Raw genomic sequence first — 17,459 nt, 5'->3', positions numbered from 1 at the left:
TCAGGCGGTGGCCGGCGGGGCCGGGAGCTGGTCCACGACCACGACCGCCGTGCCGGGCCGCAGCTCGGCGAGGAGCTGCCGCTGCCCGCTGCGGGTGAGCCGGATGCAGCCGTTGGTGACGTTCTTCCCGAGCGTGTCGTCGGTGTACCAGCTGTGCAGTCCGATGTGGGCGCCGCGCAGCCCGGTCGGCACCGCGTCCGGGTCGTCGGGGATCGCGCCGAGGGCGAAGATGTCCACGCCGCCGTAGACGTCCTGCGGGGGCGGGGTGCGGCCCAGCACGAAGGTGCGGCCGAGCGGCGTCGACTGGCCGGGCGCGCCGAGGCTGACCTCCCAGGAGCGCACCGCGCGGCCGTCCCGGTACCAGGTGAGCCGGTGCGGGCGGCGCTCCACCACGACCTGGTCGCGCAGGGCGACGGTGTTCCAGCCGCCGGCCGGCAGCCAGGCGATGCGCCGGTTGGCCGAGGGCAGCAGGACGGCGGTCCAGCCCATCCGCCGCTCGACGATCGGCACGGTCAGCTCGACGCCGCTGATGGTGGGGGCGAGGAAGGCCAGCGGCCGGCCCCCGGGCGCGTCGTACGCGGCCACCTCCCGGATGGGCGTGAGCCCCTCGGCCAGTGGCCGGGTGTCGGCCGTGCCGGGGTCGGCGGGGAAGCCACCGGGCGCCGGGTCGTAGGTGACCACCGGCAGGTCGTCCGGGGCGGGTGCGGCGGGCGGCACGGACTCCTCGGGGGACGGGACCGGCTCCTCCGGGGCGGGCGGAAGCGCCGCCGTGGGTGCGGCGGCGACCGGCGCCGGGGCCGGGCCGGCGGTGAGGGTCCGCCCGACCAGCAGCGCAGCCGCCAGCAGCACCGGTACGCCGACCGCGGCGAGCAGCCAGCCGAACGTCCACCGCGAGAACAATCGGTCAAACAGCACGATCGATACTGTAATCGGGCGAACGGCCCCCGGGCCGCGAAACGGTGGCGCCGGGGGCCGGTGTCGTCCCTGGTCAGGGCAGCTTCGCGCCGATGTGGATGGCGATCGCGTCGTGCGCGTTGACGGTGGCGGGGAACCATCCGTTGGCGTCCACGGTGATCACCGGGCCGCTGCACGAGCCGTTGCTGACGGTGCCGTGGATGACGTCGCAGTAGCGGCCGGCCGGCAGGCCCGTGTAGTAGGAGCGGCCGCTGATCGCGAAGTCCTCGTCGTTGATGGTGAGGTAGCCCTTGCCGGCCCGGCTGAACGCGATGTGCTGCCACCCGTTGTCGTACCAGTTGGCGACGCCGGCGCCCTGGGTGGCGTTGGCGAAGCCGACCATGTTGGCGATCACCGGCCAGCGGTGCTCGCACTCCCAGCCGGAGTAGCAGGTGGTGTTCGACGTCCGGTTGCTGGCGTCCGAGGGTGGGCCCTGGTCCTTGTTGCTGAAGGTGTAGCTCGACATCACCGCCGGCGTGCCGTACGGCCAGGCGAGCATGAAGGCGTTCGCGAGGGCGTACTCGCCGCGGTCGCGGTAGGTCAGGACGCCACCGTCGCGCTGGGTGTCGTGGTTGTCGGTGAAGACCACCGCCGAGCCGCCGGGCAGGTAACCCCAGGACTCGCCGAAGTTCCGCAGGTACGCCAGCCGCTCGCTGTTGAACATCCGGGCCAGGTCCTTGCCGTAGCGGAACTCGTGGACGTCGCCGTTGCCGGTGTACTCGGTCGGCTGGATCGGCTCGCCGGCGCCGTAGATGACCTCCTGCACCAGGTACGCCGAGCGGGACAGGCGGCTCCGGATGTTGGCGATGTCGGCGGCCGGCATGTGCTTGCTGGCGTCCAGCCGGAAGCCGTCGACGCCCAGCGAGAGCAGGTCGTTGAGGTACGCGGCGAGCCGGCCGCGCACATAGTCCGACTCGGTCTTCAGGTCGGCGAGGTTGACCAGTTCGCAGTTCTGCACCTCGTACCGGTCGCCGTAGTTGGCGATGTCGTTGTTGCCGTTGCGGCCGCAGTAGTGGAAGTCCTGGCTGGAGTAGGTGCCCGGGTAGTCGTAGTGGCCGAAGGTGCTGCCGGCCCACCCGGTGCCGCCGTTGTCCTGGCCGGACATGTGGTTGACCACGGCGTCGACGATCACCTTCACGCCGGCGTTGTGGCAGGTGTTCACCATCGACTGGAACTGGACGCGGGTGCCCTTGCGGGACTCGATCCGGTAGCTCACCGGCTGGTAGGCCACCCACCACTGGTTGCCCCGGACGTGCTCCTGCGGCGGGGACACCTGGACGTAGCCGTAGCCCTTCGGGCCGAGCGTGCCGGTGCACTCGCTGGCCACCGAGGCCCAGTTCCACTCGAAGAGTTGGACGATGACCTTCTTGCTGCCGGGGGTGGCCGCGGCGACCGGGGGTGCCGCCACGGTGGTCGGGACGAGCAGGCCGGCGGCCAGGCCCAGGGCGAGGGCCGCCGCACGGCATCGGCGTCGATGCATCGGGACTCCTGAGGGGGTGTGCGGTGCGGGGGAGGCGTAGGTGCCGAGTTCTTGCAAGTAGGCCTGAAATTTTCGGCAAGGTTACAAGCGTGTTGCAAGAAATGTCAACGCATGGACATACGTCGTTTCGACAGGCGCTACACGCGCCCCGGGTCCGGACGGTTCGACGGATCGGCCGAGAAATTCGCCACCGGAGGTGATCCGCCCGTGCCGTCCGTCCGTACTGGAGGGGGGAGCAGGGTCGGCCGGTGGGTGCGCCGCCGCGAGACGATCGAGGAGCAGATGGCCCGGGCACAGCAGAACGAGAAGGCGACGACCGTCCGGACCACCACCAGCAGCCGTGGTGCCCGGACGATGTCGAGATCCGCGATGGTGGCGCTCACCGCGTCCGCGCTCGCCGTCGCGTGGGCCGGCCTCGAACTGGCCGGCGCCGGCACCGTCATGTACACGTACGGATTCTTCTTCACCGAGTTCTTCGCCGGGGTGGTCGCCCTGGTCTCGCTCAGCCTCACCGTCATGCTGGGCCTGCTCGCCACCGACCGGCTGGTGCTGCTCATCCGGCACCGGGTGCTGCTCCAGTCGGCGCACCGGGCCACCGGCATCCTCGGCGTGGCCGGGCTGGTCTGCCACGTGCTCACCAAGGTCGCCATCGGCCGGGCCGGGCCCACCGACGCGCTGGTGCCGTTCGTCGCCGGCCGGGGCCTCTACGTCGGGCTGGGCACCGTGGCCGCGCTGCTGATGGTCGGCGTGCTCTGGACCGGCATCGTCCGGGTCCGGTTCGCCGGCGTCGGTCCGCGGTGGATGTGGCGGGCGCTGCACTCCATGGCGTACGTCTCCTGGCCGTTCGCGCTGGTCCACGGGCTGAACGCGGGCCGCGCCGCGAAGACCTGGGTGGTGCTGAGCTACCTGGCCTGCGTGCTGCTCGTCGTGGTGGCGCTGCTGGTCCGCCTCTCCGTCCACCTCGGCAAGCGCAGCCGGGAGCAGCACCAGGCCGCCGCGCTGAACCAGGCGATGGCCGGCAAGGGGGAGGAGCGCACCGGCCTGCTCGCCGGCCTGACCCGGCGCCGGGCCGCCGGCAAGGAGGACAGCCGGGGCCGCGAGGGTCGCTGGGCCGAGGCCACCGCCACCTGGACGGCACCGGCCGGCACCGCCCGGCGGCGCGATCCCGAGCGCTTCGCCGTACCCGTGGTGCCGGAGCCCGGAACGCTGCGCGAGCCGGTCCGCGCGACGGCCAGCCGGCGGCGCGCCGAGGCGCCGGTCTCCCCGGCCCGGCGGCGGGGCGCGGAGCCCGCGCCGGCCGCCCGGCGCCGCGACGACGAGCGGACCGGCCGCCGTTACCGGGACGAGGAGGAGCGGCCCACGCGCCGCTCCCGCGTGGACGCCGACGCCGGCTACTCGGCCCCGCCGGAGAGCGAGGGCCGGCACTCGGCCCCGCCGGACACCGGCACCCGCTACTCCACTCCGGCGGAGGTCGCCCGCTACTCGGCCCCGCCCCGCCGGAGCGACGAGCCGGAGGAGCCGTGGGACAGCCCCAGCCGCTGGGAGAGCCGGCCGGTCTCCGGCGAGCCGATCTCGGCCGGTCCGATCTCGGGCAGCCCGATCTCCTCGGCGCCGCGCAGCGGCAGCGGCCGGCACAGCGCCGAGGAGGACCTGCCGGAGGAGCCGGACTACTGGCGCCCGCCGGCCCGCTACGCCCCCGACGACGCCTTCATCGACGACACCCCGACCCTTGTCGACCTTGCCTCCCGGCGGGCCATGCGGGCCTCCGGCGAGAGCCGGTCGAGCCGGCGCAAGCGGGCCAACGCCGACGCCGTGGACGGCGCGTACTGGGCCGGGCTGCGGGGTGAGGCCAAGTGATGCGGACGACCGTGCCGCCGGTGGCCTGCGTCGGCGAGCCCCGGCTCACCGCCGGCTTCGCCGAGTTCGGCCGGCTCGACCTGCTGGCACACGAGGAGGTGCACGGCCCGATCGGGCCGATGGAGCCGGCCGCCCTGCTTCGGCTCGCCGAGGCGATCGACCTCAAGGGCAAGGGCGGGGCCGGCTTCCCGTTCGCCCGCAAGCTGCGCGCCGTGCTGGAGTCCTGCGAACGGCAGGACCTCGCCGCCGTGGTGGTGGTCAACGCCAGCGAGGGGGAGCCGGCGAGCTGGAAGGACAAGGTGCTGCTCACCCGGGCCCCGCACCTCATCCTGGACGGTGCCGCGCTGGCCGCGTACGCGCTGGACGCCGAGGAGATCGTGATCGGGGTGGCCGACGACGAAGTCGGCCGGCCGTCGCTCACCGAGGCGTTGCAGGAGCGCCGGATGCCGGTGCCGACCACCATCGTCACCGTGCCGCACCGGTTCATCTCCGGCGAGGGCGGCGCCCTGGTCAACGGGATCAACGGGCTGCCGCACATCCCGCCCGGCACGAAGAAGCGCTCCAGCGACTCGGGGGTGGGCGGGCTGCCCACCCTGCTCTCCAACGCCGAGACGTACGCCCAGCTCGCGGTCGCCGCCCGGATCGGCCCGTACGAGTACGCGGCGCTCGGCACCGATGACGAGCCGGGCACCGTGCTGCTCACCGTCACCGGTGCGGCCAAGCGGCCCGCCGTGGTCGAGTGCGCGGCCGGCACCCCGCTGCGGGAGATCCTGGAGCTCTGCGAGGTGCCCGAGGGGCCGGGCATCCTGATGGGCGGCTACCACGGCAAGTGGATAACTCCGGAGGCGGCCGACCGGGCCGAGGTCTCCCGCAAGGGGCTGGTCGCGGTGGGCGGGACGCTCGGCGCCGGCATCATCGTCCCGCTGGCCCGGGACACCTGCCCGCTCGGCGAGGCCGCCCAGGTGGTCCGCTACCTGGCCGGCGAGTCCGCCGGGCAGTGCGGCCCGTGCAAGATGGGCCTGCCCGACCTGGCCCGCGCCGTCGACCTGGCGGTCTCCGGCAGCGCCCCCATCGAGGTGGTTCGCGCGGCGGCCGGCGACGTGAAGGGGCGCGGCGCGTGCAGCCACCCCGACGGCACCGCCCGGTTCGCGCTGTCCGCCATGGAGGTGTTCGCCGAGGATCTGCGGCTGCACGCCACCGGCGAGGGCTGCGGCAAGCGGGTCAAGGGCGTCATGGGCCTGCCGGGCGCGCCCGACGCCAACCCGCGCAAGCTCACCCTCGACTGGTCCCGCTGCGACGGGCACGGCCTCTGCGCCCACGTGGTCCCGGACTTCATCCGGCTCGATGGCAACGGTTACCCCGCCTTCCCCGCCACCCCGGTGCCGACCTGGCTGCGGGAGGGCGCGCTCAAGGCGGTCAAGGTCTGTCCCGAACTCGCGCTCCGGCTGGTCAAGGCCGAGTAGCCCAACCCGGAGGAGACGCGGATGCGCCCACGTACCGCCCGCCGCCTGCTCGCCGCCGCCGTGCTGGCCGCCACGCTGCCCGGCGCGGTGTCCTGCGCGGTCGGGCCGGAGCGGGCCACCCCGGTCGGCGCGGTGGCCCCCGCCCCGTCCGCCTCCGCGTCGCCGGCCGCCCCGGTGGTCCCGGCCCGGGTGCCGGAGACGCTGTCGTTCACGGCGAAGACCCTGGACGGTACGGCGTTCAGCGCCGCCGCCCTGGCCGGGAAGCCGGTGGTGCTCTGGTTCTGGGCGCCCTGGTGCGCCACCTGCGCCAGCCAGGCGTGGACGGTCGCCGAGATCGCCCCGAAATACCGGGACACCGTGCCGATCGTCGGCGTGGCCGGGCTGGGCGAGCAGAAGGCCATGAAGGAGTTCGTCAGCGAGTTCGAGCTGGCCGGCACCCCGCAGCTCGACGACCGCTCCGGCGTGCTGTGGCGGCGGTTCGAGGTGGTCGAGCAGAGCACCTTCGTGGTCGTCGACCGCGACGGCCGGGTGGTCCACCAGGGCTTCCTGGACGGGGAGTCGCTGACCCGGCAGGTCGACGCGCTGGCCCGGGGATGACCGGCGGGCTGCTGCTCGCGCTGACCGCGGGCATGCTCGCCGCGGTCAACCCGTGCGGCTTCGCCATGCTGCCCGCGTACCTGTCGCTGCTGGTCGCCGGCCCCGCCGAGGGCCGCGGCGCGGTCGGCCGCGCGCTCACCGCCACGGCCGGGCTGACGCTCGGGTACGCGCTGGTCTTCGGCGCCTTCGGGCTGGCCGTCGCGCCGCTGGCCGACTGGCTGCGCCCCCGGCTGCCCTGGCTCACCGTGACCCTCGGCGTGCTGCTGGCGCTGGCCGGCTGCTGGCTGCTCGCCGGCCGGCGGCTGCCCGCCCCGCGCCCGTTCGCCCGGGCGCCCCGGCTCACCGGCACCTGGCCGGGCATGGTCCTGTTCGGGGCGGCGTACGCGCTCACCTCGCTGACCTGCTCCATCGCGCCGTTCCTGGCGATCGTGGTGACCAGCCTGCGGGCCGGCTCGACGCTACGCGGGCTGGCGCTCTTCGGCGCGTACGCGCTCGGAATGGGTCTGGTGGTCGGGGTGGCCGCGCTCGGCGTGGCGTTGGTGCGCGGCCGGCTGGTGGCCCGGCTGCGCGGCGCCGGCGCGTGGGTGCCCCGCCTCAGCGGCCTGGTGCTGCTGGTCGCGGGCGGCTACGTCGCCTGGTACGGCTGGTACGAGGTGCGCCTCGCCCGGGGCCGTCACGACGCCTTCGGCGACCCGGTCGTGCGCGCCGCCGCCCGCGTGCAGCAGGCGCTCGTCCACGCGGTCGACACGGCCGGTCCGGCGCTGCTGGCGGCCGTCCTGGTGCTGCTGCTGGCGGCCGGCGTGCGCCGACGGCGACGGCGGGGGCCGGACGAGCCGACCCCCGCCGCGCGTCAGGCGGTCAGCGGACCGGGGTGAGCCGGTCGGTGCCGAGCTTGTCGCGGAGCACCTCGGGCACGACGACCGAGCCGTCGGGCTGCTGGAACTGCTCCAGGATGGCCGGGAAGAGGCGGCTGGTGGCCAGCGCCGACCCGTTGAGGGTGTGCACGAACCGGGTCTGCTTGCCGCCCGGCTCGCGGTAGCGGATGGCCGCCCGGCGGGCCTGGTAGTCGCCGCCCCAGGAGACCGACGACACCTCCTTGTACTTGCCGGTGCTCGGCATCCAGACCTCGACGTCGAGGGTCTTCTTCATGGCGGCGCTGGAGTCGCCCGCGGCGAGCAGGCTGGTCTGGAAGTGCAGGCCCAGCTTCTCGACCAGGCCCTCGACGTGGCCGACCATGGCCTCCAGCGCGGCGCCCGCCTGCTCCGGCAGGGTGAACTGGAAGATCTCCACCTTGTTGAACTGGTGGCCGCGCACGGTGCCACGCTCGTCCGAGTGCGAGCCGGCCGCCTCGCGCCGGTAGCACGGGGTGTAGGCGAACGCCTTCAGCGGCAGCTTCGCGGTCTCCAGGATCTCGTCCTGGAACGCGCCGAGGATCGCCGTCTCCGCGGTGGGCAGCAGGAACTGGCCGCGCGGGGCGGACTGCTTGTCCAGGTGGTAGACGTCGTCGTAGAACTTCGGGAACTGGCCGGCCGCGAAGCCGGCGCTGTCCAGCAGCAGGTGCGGCGGGAGCAGGAACTCGTAGCCGGCCTGGATGTTCTGCTCGATGAGCCAGTTGACCAGCGCCCACTCCAGCCGGGCGCCGAGGCCCGTGTACATCCAGAAGCCGGAGCCGCCGAGCTTCACCCCGCGCTCGTGGTCGACCAGGCCGAGCGCCCGGCTCAGCTCCACGTGGTCCCGGACCTTCTCGACGGCCGGCGGCTCGCCGAAGGTGCGCACGACCCGGTTGGCCTCCTTGCCACCGGCGACCACGTCGTCGGCGGGCAGGTTGGGCAGCTCGCTCATGGTGGTGCGCAGCCGGGACTGCACCTCGTCCAGCTGGGACTCCAGCTCAGCGAGCTGCTTGCGCTCGGCCTCCGGCGCGACCGGCTCCGGCGTGGCGCCGGACCGCTTCGCCTCCGCGTACGCGCGCGCCTCGGCCTTGCGGCGCTGCCGCTCGGCGTCGATCTCCGTGATGAGGGCGCGGCGTTCCTGGTCGAGCCGCTGGATCTCGTCCAGCGCCCGGTTGACCTCGGCGGGATCCAGACGCTTCGCCAGCGCGGTCGCCACCGCCTCGCGATCCTTCCGGATCAACTCCATGTCGAGCATGCTGCTCCGTACGCCTCCGTCCAGGCAGTCAGGTGGGACCCACAGATGCTACCGTCGCGGCCCGTTCCGCCCGCCCCGGCCCGCGCAGGCCGCCGTCCGATCGGGCGTCGACGCCGGCTCGCCCTCGACAGTCACCGTGGGTGACGGCATCGCCGCCGGCGATCAGATGTGACGGTCGGTGACGGACGCCGGCCTCCGGTGCCGGTCGACGCCGCTGTCCCGCCCGGCCACAGGCCGCTGAGCTGCCTGTTCGCTCGAACACCCCGCCAACCCCGCCCCCACCCACGACCGCCTTTGCTCTGCAGCCATGGGCGCATCGGTTGCGGTCCGTGCCTGCTGCGCGGATGGCTGCAGAGCAAAGGCGCGGTGAGGGTGGGGTGGGGGTGGGCACCGGGATGACGCAGGGTGACAGCGGGCGTGGGCTCGCGGGGCGGGCCGTCCTGCGCCCGCCACGGTCGGTCCGGTCAGAGGCGCACCGGCATGAGGATGGAGAAGACGTCCTCGTCGTCGGGGCGGCGCACGGCCAGCGGGGCGATCGGCCCGTCCAGCTCCAGCACGAGCTGGCCCCGGCCGCCGGCGTCCAGGGCGTCGAGCAGGTACTCCCGGTTCACCCCCACCCGCAGGCCGTCCGGCGCGTCCGGCCCGAGCACGCACAGCCCGCCCCGGTCGTCCACGCCGAGCACGACCACCTCGCGGTCGACCCCCGCGTACTCGCGGAGCAGCACCGGAGCGGCCTCGGCGGTGAGCGCCCGCCGCAGCGCCGGCACGTCCACCGGGATCCGGTGGGTGGGCACCCCGCCGACCTGCCCGTGCAGCAGCCGCCGGTAGTCCGGGAAGTCGTACGGGAGCGCCGCGGCGGTCACCGGCCGGCCGGCGACCGCGACCGCCACCCGGTCCGGGCCCACCGTGAGGTGCGCCTCCGGGGTGATCCCGGCGCCGGTGTCGAGCAGGACGCGCAGCTCGTCGACCGCGTCCACCGGCAGCAGCGCGCGGACGGGCGGGCCGTCGACCTTCCCGGCGACCCGGGCCACGGCCAGCCGGTGCCGGTCGGTGGCGACCAGCCGGACGCCGTCCGGCTCGACCTCCAGCAGCACGGCGGAGAGCACCGGAAGCTCCGGATCGCTGCCGACGGCGAACCGGACGGAGTCCACGGCGGCGGCCAGGTCGGTGCGGGACAGCACGAGTCGGGTGGTGCTCACGGGGGTCTCCTCCGGATCGATCAGGGTACGGATCCGGGAGAGCTCGCGGCGGGCGTCGGCGAGGCCGTCCTCCAGGCGGCGCAGGTGCGCGTCCAGCAGCCGGTGCACCACGGCCGGCCGGTGCCGGTGCCGCAGCGCCTCGGCGATCCCGGCCAGCGGCATGCCGACCCGGCGCAGCCCGGCGACGAGGCGGGCCGGGGCCACCTGGTCGTCGGTGTACCAGCGGTAGCCGGTGGCCGGGTCCACCAGCGCCGGCACCAGCACGCCGGACCGGTCGTAGAACCGCAGCGCGCTCACCGTCAGCCCGCTGGCCCGGGCCAGCTCGCCGATGCTGCGCAGTTCGCTCTCCACGACGCCGGATCCTGGGCCCTCGACCCGGTCGAGGGTCAAGCGCCCAGCACCCGGAACGTGATCCCGGCCCGGACCAGCCGGTCGAGCAGGGCGTCGCCCATGGCGGTCACCGGGGTCACCTGCCCGGCGGTCGGAGGCAGGTCGTCGAGGGCCAGGCAGAGCGCCGACTCGGCGAGCATCTTGGCGGTCTCGTCGTAACCGGGGTCGCCGCCGGCCACCTCGGCGCGGACCGTCCGGCCACCGGCGGTGCCGACGAACCGGACCCGGAACCACGACTTCGCCCGCTGCTCGGCGCTCGGCCCCTGCCCGGAGGAGAGCCGGCCGAGCAGCCAGCGCCGCGTCGGCGGCAGCTTCACGAGGCCGACCACCCCGGCCAGGCCCACCCCGGCGGCCAGCACGGTGGGCAGCCGCTTCACCGCCGCGAAGTGGCGGTAGCGGAAGTCCGGGCCGTACTCCGGGCGGGCCGCCGCCGACCGGCGGACCACCTGCGGGTCGATGGTGGGCAGCGGCACCGCCCACTGCCCGAACTCCCGGACCCGGCCGACCCGGCCGGGCACCGCCCGGACCCGGCGGCCCTCCGGCCGCGGCTCGACCGCCTTCCGCGCCTTCGCCGCCCGGCTCATCTCCCCTGTGCGGGAGAACGCGGTCAGCGCCGAGTGGTACGTCCCGGCGGAGAACCGCCCGCCGGCCCGGACGTAACCGTCCACGGTGACCGGCCCGTCGGTGGGCAGGTGCTTGACGGTGTACCAGGCGCCCAGGTCGTGCGGGATCGAGTCGAAGCCGCAGGCGTGCACCAGCCGCGCCCCGGTGCGCACCGCCTCGGCGTGGTGCCGCACGTACATGAGGTCGACGAACTCCGGCTCGCCGGTGATGTCGAGGTAGTCGGTGCCGGCGGCGGCACAGGCCGCGACCAGCGGCTCGCCGTGGTGGACGTACGGGCCGACGGTGCTGGCGACCACCCGGGCGCTCTCCGCCACGGCCCGCAGCGACGCCGGGTCGGTCACGTCGGCGGTGAGCAGCGGCAGCTCGGCCAGGCCCGGCTCGATGGCGGCCAGCCGCTCGCGCACCCCGGCCAGCTTGCCGGGGTTGCGACCGGCCAGCGCCCAGCGCAGCCCGTCGGGGGCGTGCCGGGCCAGGTACTCGGCGGTCAGGCCGCCGGTGAACCCGGTGGCGCCGAAGAGGACGAGATCGTACGGGCGGTCGTCGCGCATCCGCCGAGTGTGCCACCCGGGGCCGGCCGGATCACGCGGCGAGGAGGGCCGACTCAGCCGGGCCGGTCCAGCCGGGAGCGGTCCGCCCGCAGCACCTCGCCGGTCTCGACGAGCTGTTTCGTCTCCCGCAGCACCTGCCGCAGGAACCGGCCGGGATCGTCGCCGACCAGGTGGGCGGCCAGCCCCGGCAGCGCCGCCCCGCCGGCCGGCAGGCGGGCCGCCAGCTCGGTGCCCCGCCCACCGGGTGCGGGGCGGGCGGACAGCTCGACCCCGCCGCCGAGCCGGCGCAGTGGTTCCGGCCGGCGCCCGCGCGGAAGCACCTCCTCGGGCCGGCCGGCCACCGTCACGACCTGCCAGCGCCGGGGGTCGGTCGCGGCCGTGGCCGGCCGGCGCCGGTGCCGGTGTACGAGGGCGCCCGCCACCGCGACGGCGAGTCCGCCGCCGGTCAGCCGTCGCAGCCGTCCCACCGGCCCCTCCCGTCGTCCCGGGTCCCGGGCGGCCGGCGCCGTGCGGCCGGCCGCCCGCGTGCCTCCACGGTGCGGCCGGGTCGGGTGAGCGGGCTTCGCCCCGAAGGGGTGAACCGGCCCGGGCGGGGTAACCGCAGCCCGCACCGACCGGGGGAGGGGCCGCATGCCGGAGGAGGCTGACCGCGTCAAGGTCGCCGCGACACCGACCGAATTCACCGGGGCGACGGACGTCGCCGACCCGCCGCCGCTCGTCCCGGGTGGCGCCGGTGCGGTGGGGGCCGGCGGGGTGCCCGGCGGGGGCGGTTCGGCGGGCGGCCTCGGTGTGGTCGGCGCGCCGCTGCTGGCGTCCCGGCTGGCGCCGGCCGCGCTGCCCGAGCCGGTGCTGGTCCGGCCCCGGTTGCTGGACCGGCTCGACGAGGGCGCCGCCGGGCCGGTCACCCTGGTCCTCGCGCCGGCCGGCTGGGGCAAGACCACGCTGCTCGCCGGTTGGGCCCGGGCCGTACCGGCCGAGCCCCCGCCGGCCTGGGTGACCGTCGAGGAGGGCGACACCGGCGAGCGGCTCTGGGCCTACCTGGCGGCGGCGCTGCGGGCGGCCGCCGAGGGAGTGCCGGACGAGGGACCCCGGCCGCCGGTGCCGGACGGCCCGCCCCGGCCGGACCAGCTGGAGCTGCTCGCCGCGGCGCTGGCCGCCCGGGAGCGCCCGGTGCTGCTGGTCCTGGACGACCTGCACCGGGTGACCGACCCGGCCGCGCTGACCGGGCTGGAGTTCCTGCTCCGGCACTCCGAGGGGCGGCTGCGGCTGGTGGCGGCCGCGCGGACCGATCCGCCGCTGGCCCTGCACCGGTGGCGGCTGGCCGGCGAGCTGACCGAGGTGGGTCCCGGCGAGCTGGCGTTCACCCCCGACGAGGTGGCCGACCTGCTGGTCGCGCACGGCGTACCGCTGCCGGCCGCGGCGGTGCCCCGGCTGGCCGACCGGACCGGGGGTTGGCCGGCCGGCCTGCGCTTCGCCGCGCTGGCTCTGCGCGCCCAGGCCGACCCGGCCCGTGCGGTCGACGGGTTCGCCGGCGACCGGCCGGACGTCGCCGGCTACCTGCGCGACGAGGTGCTCGCGCCGCTGGACCCGGCCGCCCGGGACGTGCTGCGCCGCAGCGCGGTGGCCGCCGCCGTCTGCGCCGACCTGGCCGACGCGGTGACCGGTCGGCCCGACGCCGGCCAGGTGCTGGCCGACCTGGCCCGGAAGGGCGGCTTCGTGCAGCAGGACGGCGGTAGCCCACCCTGGTACCGGTGCCACCCGCTCCTGGCCGACCTGCTGCGCGACGAGCTGGACCGGCTCCCCGCCGACGAGCTGCGGGACCTGCACCGGCGCGCCGCCGGCTGGTACGCGGGTCACGACCGGCCGGCCGAGGCGCTGCGGCACGCCCTGTCCGCGGGCGAGTGGGACGCGGCCACCGAGCTGCTGATCGCCCGCTGGCCCGACCTGGCGCCGTACGGGCGGGACCGGCCCGCCGCCCCGGCCCCGCCCGAGCCGCCGGTCGAGGCGGTGCGCCGCGATCCCGAGCTGGCGCTGGCCGGTGCGGCCGAGCGGGCGTACGCCGGGGACGTCGAGGCGGCCGGGGAACGGTTGCGGACGGCTGTCGAGCACGCCCGCGACCTGCCGGCCCCCCGTCGGGACCGGTTCCGGCGGCTGGCCACCGCGCTGGAGCTGACCCTGGCCCGGCTCGCCGGGGACCACGACGAGGTACGCCGGACCGCCGGGCGGTTGCTGGCGACCGCCACCCCGGCCGGTCCCGGGGACGACCCGCGGGCCGGGGTGGCGGAGGAGGCCGACGTGCGGGCGGTCGCCGGCACCGCGCTGGGGCTGGTGGCGCTGGCCGAGGGGAAGCTGCCCGAGGCAGCCGGGCACTTTGCCGGCGCGCTGGCGGCGGCCCGGAGGGCGGGCCGACCGCGTACCGAGCTGGTCTGCGCCAGCCGGTCGGCGCTGCTGGACGCGGCGCACGGCGCGCTGCGGTCGGCCGAACGCACCGCCCGGGAGGCGCTGGCCCTGCCGCCCTGCGAGGGCTGGTCCTCGCGGCTGGACTGCGGGTACGCGTACCTCGCGCTGGCCCTGGTGGCCTGGGACCGCGACGAGCCGGCGGAGGCCGCCGCCAACCTCACCCTGGCCGGTCCGGCGACCACGGAGCCGGGCGGGGAGGCGCTGGCCGCGCTCTGCCGGGCCGGCCTGCTGGCGGCCGGCGGCGAACCGGCCGCGGCCCTGCGTGCCCTCACGGCGGCCCGGGAGACCGCGCCCGGCCCCGAGCTGCGCGCCTGGCTGGTCGCCGACGAGGCCCAGCTGCGCGCCGCCGTCGGAGACCTGGACGGCGCGCGTGCCCTGCTCACCGAGGCGGGAGCCGGCACGACCGAGGCTGCGACGGTCGTCGGCGCGGGGCCGGTGACCCGGCCGGCGACCGACGCCGGGCCGGCCGCCCGGGAGCCGGACGGGGCACGTGACGGTGGGCAGGCCGCCCTCGACGTGGCCCTGGCGCGGGTGCGGCTGGCGGCCGGCGACGCCCGCGCCGCCGGCCGGGGGCTGCCCGACTGGACCGGCCCGGCCGCCGATGCCTGGCCGCTGCCCGTGCGGCTCGCCGCCGGGCTGCTCGACGCGGTGCTCACCGGCGCGGCCGGCGACGACCGCCGGGCCGGGCGGATCCTGGAGCAGGTGCTCGACCTGGCCGAGCCGGAGGGCTACCGGCGGGTCTTCACCCGCGCCGAGCCGGCCGTCCGCGACCTGCTCGCCGGGCACCTCGACGCCGGCACCGCGCACTGGGCGACGGTGAGCGACCTGGTCCGCGGGGCGGACGAACGGCGGGCCGACGAGTCGCCGGAGCGGCCGGCCGGCACCGAGCGGACCCTGGACGAGCCGCTCACCGAGCGGGAGCTGACCATCCTGCGCTACCTGCAGAGCATCCTGTCCAACGTGGAGATCGCCGGTGAGCTGTCACTGTCGGTCAACACGGTGAAGACGCACGTGCGCAACATCTACCGGAAGCTCGACGCGACCCGCCGGCGGGAGGCCGTCCGGCGGGCGCGCGAGCTGCGGCTCATCTGACGGTGTCAGGCGTCAGCGGCGCCGTCCACGGCGGCCAGCAGCTCGGCCACGTCGTAACCGCCGTCGTGCCGGATGTCGTTGACGAAGAGCGTCGGGGTCGCGTCGACGCCGCTGCGGATGCCGCCGACGAAGTCCTGCCGGACCCGGTCGGCGTGGGCCTGCCGCCCGACCTCCGCGCCGACCTCGTCGGGCGGCAGCCCGAGCTGCTCCACCCCGAGTGACAGGTGCACCGGGTCAAGCTGGTCCTGGTGCTCGTAGAGCCAGTCGTGCATCTCCCAGAACCGGCCCCGCCGGCCGGCCGCCTCGGCGGTCTCCGCGGCGCTCTCGGCGTACGGGTGCACGTTGGCGATGGGGAAGTGCCGGTAGACCAGCCGGACCGTGTCGGCGCGCTGGCGCAGCACCTCGGCCAGGTTGGTGTACGCGGCCCCGCAGAACCGGCACTGGAAGTCCCCGTACTCGACGAGGGTGACCGGCGCGTCGGCCGGCCCGCGGGCGTGGTCCGTCCCGGTCACGGGGAGCCGCAGCCGGGCGGTGGTGACCTGCAGTGGCGTGGTCATCGGGCCATCACCCGCCGATCCGGCGTGGCGTTCGGATCAGTCATGGTTCCCAGCCTCGCCGGCGCCGGGGTGAGCCGGGATCACCCGGCCCGGGTGGTCCGCCTCAGCGGCCCACGGTCACGTGGTTCTGCACCTCCCGGATGCCGGGCGCGCTCCACACCACCCGCTCGATCTCCGCGCGCTCGCCGGCCGAGTGGACCAACCCCTCCAGCAGCACCGTGTCGCCGTGCACGCGGACGCTGATCCCCTCCGCCTCGGTGGCGGCGTTGCGGGCCAGCGCGTCCACGATGCGCTCGGCCAGGTCGCGCCCGTCCGGCCGTGCGCTCGGCCGCACCGTGATGCCGTTGCTCACCCCGCGTACGCCGGTGAGCCGGGCGATCGAGCGTTCGGCGGCCCGGCGCTGGTACTCCCACTCGACCTCGCCGTGCAGGGTGACCCAGCCGTCGGCGACGGTCACGTTGAGCGCCTCGATGGGCACGAACGCGTCCCACTCCAGGGCGCGGCTGGCCGCGGTGGCGATCTCCGGGTCACTCTTCTCGGCCGAGGTCGCGATCCGGACGGCCAGGTCGTTGGCGACCGCCCGCACCCGGGGCACCCGGTGCGCGGCCCGCTCGGCGGCCCACTTCTTGGCGTAGCTGTCCACCGAGCCGGCCAGCGTCACCACCCCCTCGGTGACGGTCACCCCGATCTCGTTGGGGCGTACCCGGGGCTCCCAGGTCAGCTCGTCGAGGACGGCGGTCTGGATCTCCTGGTCGGTGCGGGTGGTCGTCGCGGTGGCCATGGTGGCTCCCTCCGGGTCGGATCGCGCTGTTCACCGGGCTCCGCCACCGGCACGGAGTCCCGCAACCCCGATCCTGCGCCCGCACCGGGTGACCCGCCCTCACCCGATCCGGGTGGCCACCGCCGTCCTCGATCTTGGTCAGTACGCTCGGCCTCCCGAGAACGCGACGAGAGGGGTACGCCGATGCACCCGATCCGGACCGCCTACCTGACCGCCGCCCGCTCGGCCGCGGCGCTGCTCGCCGACCCCGCCGTGGCCGCGCGGTGGGACGCCCCGAGCGCGCTCGCCGAGTTCCGGGTCGGTGGGCTCGCCGGCCACCTGGCCTTCCAGGTCCTCGCCGTACCCGCGGTGCTCGCCGAGCCGGTCCCGCCGGGCGAGCCGATCGGCCTGCTCGACCACTACGCCCGGGGCACCTGGATCGGCGCCGCGGTGGACGACGAGGTGAACGTGGGCATCCGCAGCTCCGGCGAGAGGGTCGCCGCCGACGGCCCCGACGCGCTGCGCGCCGCGGTCGACCCCACGGTGGACCGGTTGGCCGCCGCGCTGCCGGCCGAGCCGGCGGGGCGGGTGGTGCACCTGGCCCGGGGGCCGTGGTCGCTGGCCCTGGACGACTACCTCACCACGCGGCTGATGGAGCTGGCCGTGCACTCCGACGACCTTGCGGTCAGCGTCGGCGTGCCCACCCCGGAGCTGCCGGCCGAGGTGCTGGACCCGGTGTTCGCCCTGCTCACCCGGCTGGCCGTACGCCGGCACGGGCAGCCCGCCGTGCTGCGCGCGCTCAGCCGGGCGGAGCGGGCCCCGGCCAGCGTCACGGCGTTCTGACGCCGGACGGCGGCGCTCCCGGGGCCGGGAGCGCCGCCGTCCGGCGGGTGGGGCTCAGCCGTCCAGGCCCGCGGGGGAGTTGGGGCGGTCGACGTCGACGAACTCGATCTCGTCGACGTCCCGCTCGCGGCTGCCGGCGGCCCGGGCGGCGGTGCCCGCGGCCCAGCCGATCGCGGCCCCGGCCAGCGCCGCGGCGATCAGCAGCGTCCAGGGCAGCGCCGGCCGGCGGCCGGCGAGCGCGTCGAAGGCGAGGCTGGCCCGGCGGCGGGCCTCCTCGGCGGCGGAGCCGACCAGGTCGGTGGCGTCGTCGGCGAGACCGGAGGAGTTGCGGCGGGCCGACCGGGCGGCGTCCCGGACGCTGTCGCCGGCCGAGCCGACGGCGGAGAGCAGGTGCTGCCATGCCTGGTCGGTGACCCGCTCGGGCTTGCTGCGGCGGTCCAGCAGGGTGGATCCGAACATCGTGTTACCTCCTCGGGGTGCCGAAGTCCGG

At 76.1% G+C, this 17,459-nt stretch carries 15 protein-coding genes; 6 read left to right on the top strand and 9 right to left on the bottom strand.

Annotated features, from left to right (window positions below):
• Window positions 1-915 carry a L,D-transpeptidase gene (locus GA0070214_RS26285; RefSeq protein ID WP_091269183.1) on the bottom strand — a complete coding sequence of 305 codons (915 nt, stop codon included), beginning with the start codon at window positions 913-915 and terminating at the stop codon, window positions 1-3.
• A 73-nt stretch (window positions 916-988) separates the two neighbouring features.
• Window positions 989-2,434, bottom strand: a complete 1,446-nt coding sequence (locus tag GA0070214_RS26280; RefSeq protein ID WP_091269182.1) for an alpha-amylase — start codon at window positions 2,432-2,434, stop codon at window positions 989-991.
• 252 nt (window positions 2,435-2,686) lie between these two features.
• On the opposite strand from GA0070214_RS26280, the gene GA0070214_RS26275 reads away from it, so the two are divergent.
• Genes GA0070214_RS26275 through GA0070214_RS26260 form a run of 4 tightly spaced genes read left to right on the top strand, consistent with a single transcriptional unit; the run spans window position 2,687 to window position 7,226 of the window.
• The gene (locus GA0070214_RS26275; RefSeq protein ID WP_244167857.1) at window positions 2,687-4,291 is read left to right on the top strand and encodes a hypothetical protein; all 1,605 of its coding nucleotides are present in this window, start codon (window positions 2,687-2,689) and stop codon (window positions 4,289-4,291) included.
• Entirely contained in the window at window positions 4,288-5,754 is a 1,467-nt protein-coding gene (locus tag GA0070214_RS26270; protein WP_091269181.1) for an NADH-quinone oxidoreductase subunit NuoF family protein, read from the top strand. Before GA0070214_RS26275 ends, GA0070214_RS26270 begins: the two co-directional genes overlap by 4 nt.
• 21 nt (window positions 5,755-5,775) lie before the next feature.
• The gene (locus GA0070214_RS26265) at window positions 5,776-6,351 is read left to right on the top strand and encodes a redoxin domain-containing protein (protein ID WP_091269180.1); all 576 of its coding nucleotides are present in this window, start codon (window positions 5,776-5,778) and stop codon (window positions 6,349-6,351) included.
• Entirely contained in the window at window positions 6,348-7,226 is an 879-nt protein-coding gene (locus GA0070214_RS26260; RefSeq protein ID WP_091269179.1) for a cytochrome c biogenesis CcdA family protein, read from the top strand. Before GA0070214_RS26265 ends, GA0070214_RS26260 begins: the two co-directional genes overlap by 4 nt.
• On the opposite strand, the gene serS is transcribed toward GA0070214_RS26260, so the two are convergent.
• The 4 genes from serS to GA0070214_RS26240 form a co-directional block, all read right to left on the bottom strand.
• Window positions 7,210-8,496, bottom strand: coding sequence for a serine--tRNA ligase (gene serS, locus GA0070214_RS26255; RefSeq protein ID WP_091269178.1), 1,287 nt, complete (start codon window positions 8,494-8,496; stop codon window positions 7,210-7,212). The genes GA0070214_RS26260 and serS overlap by 17 nt on opposite strands.
• Window positions 8,497-8,960: 464 nt before the next feature.
• Complete coding sequence (locus tag GA0070214_RS26250; RefSeq protein WP_091269275.1) at window positions 8,961-10,034, bottom strand: DNA polymerase III subunit beta family protein; 1,074 nt, start codon at window positions 10,032-10,034, stop codon at window positions 8,961-8,963.
• A gap of 47 nt (window positions 10,035-10,081) precedes the next feature.
• Window positions 10,082-11,257: a saccharopine dehydrogenase family protein gene (locus GA0070214_RS26245; protein WP_091269177.1), complete on the bottom strand. Its 1,176-nt coding sequence runs from the start codon at window positions 11,255-11,257 to the stop codon at window positions 10,082-10,084.
• A 53-nt stretch (window positions 11,258-11,310) separates the two neighbouring features.
• Window positions 11,311-11,715, bottom strand: coding sequence for a hypothetical protein (locus GA0070214_RS26240; RefSeq protein ID WP_377463642.1), 405 nt, complete (start codon window positions 11,713-11,715; stop codon window positions 11,311-11,313).
• Between the two features lie 172 nt (window positions 11,716-11,887).
• On the opposite strand from GA0070214_RS26240, the gene GA0070214_RS26235 reads away from it, so the two are divergent.
• A complete protein-coding gene (locus GA0070214_RS26235; RefSeq protein WP_091269175.1) occupies window positions 11,888-14,809 on the top strand; it encodes a winged helix-turn-helix domain-containing protein in 2,922 nt (973 codons plus the stop codon).
• A gap of 5 nt (window positions 14,810-14,814) precedes the next feature.
• Here GA0070214_RS26235 and GA0070214_RS26230 read toward each other — a convergent pair whose 3' ends face one another.
• Window positions 14,815-15,366 carry a DsbA family protein gene (locus GA0070214_RS26230; RefSeq protein ID WP_091269174.1) on the bottom strand — a complete coding sequence of 184 codons (552 nt, stop codon included), beginning with the start codon at window positions 15,364-15,366 and terminating at the stop codon, window positions 14,815-14,817.
• A 103-nt stretch (window positions 15,367-15,469) separates the two neighbouring features.
• Window positions 15,470-16,147, bottom strand: coding sequence for a BON domain-containing protein (locus GA0070214_RS26225; protein ID WP_091269173.1), 678 nt, complete (start codon window positions 16,145-16,147; stop codon window positions 15,470-15,472).
• A gap of 183 nt (window positions 16,148-16,330) precedes the next feature.
• Between GA0070214_RS26225 and GA0070214_RS26220 the strand changes: the two genes are divergently transcribed.
• The gene (locus GA0070214_RS26220; protein ID WP_091269172.1) at window positions 16,331-16,969 is read left to right on the top strand and encodes a maleylpyruvate isomerase N-terminal domain-containing protein; all 639 of its coding nucleotides are present in this window, start codon (window positions 16,331-16,333) and stop codon (window positions 16,967-16,969) included.
• A gap of 54 nt (window positions 16,970-17,023) precedes the next feature.
• Here GA0070214_RS26220 and GA0070214_RS26215 read toward each other — a convergent pair whose 3' ends face one another.
• Entirely contained in the window at window positions 17,024-17,428 is a 405-nt protein-coding gene (locus GA0070214_RS26215; protein WP_091269171.1) for a hypothetical protein, read from the bottom strand.
• Window positions 17,429-17,459: the final 31 nt, after the last annotated feature.

The sequence above is a fragment of the Micromonospora chaiyaphumensis genome (assembly GCF_900091435.1).
Classification (GTDB): domain Bacteria; phylum Actinomycetota; class Actinomycetes; order Mycobacteriales; family Micromonosporaceae; genus Micromonospora; species Micromonospora chaiyaphumensis.
This window is presented reverse-complemented; position numbering and strand designations above follow the sequence as displayed.